1 protein-coding gene is annotated in these 298 nt (G+C 66.1%); it reads left to right on the top strand.

Going from position 1 to position 298, the window contains the following annotated elements; translation table 11 throughout:
• On the top strand, positions 1 to 298 hold a 298-nt coding region (gene fabZ / locus AX677_RS09080; protein WP_156445987.1), incomplete at both ends, for a 3-hydroxyacyl-ACP dehydratase FabZ.

Here is a 298-nt window from a genome sequence, read left to right as displayed (position 1 = left end):
AGAACGAATCCATCGTCGGCATCAAGTGCGTCACGGTGAACGAGCCCTTCTTCCAGGGCCACTTCCCGGACTATCCGGTGATGCCCGGCGTGTTGCTGATCGAGGCCATGGCCCAGACCGGCGCGGTGCTGATGTCGAAGTCGCTCGAGGTCGATACCGCCGGCAAGGCGATCTTCTTCATGTCGGCCGACAACTGCCGGTTCCGCCAGCCGGTGCGGCCGGGCGACGTGGTCCGGATGCCGGTGCGGGTGGTTCGCCACCGCGGCGACGTGTTCAAGTTCGCGGGCCAGTGCCTGGT

It is taken from the genome of Streptococcus sp. CCH8-C6 (assembly GCF_001557225.1).
In the GTDB taxonomy this organism is placed as follows: Bacteria; Bacillota; Bacilli; order Lactobacillales; family Streptococcaceae; genus Streptococcus; species Streptococcus sanguinis_C.
This window is presented reverse-complemented; position numbering and strand designations above follow the sequence as displayed.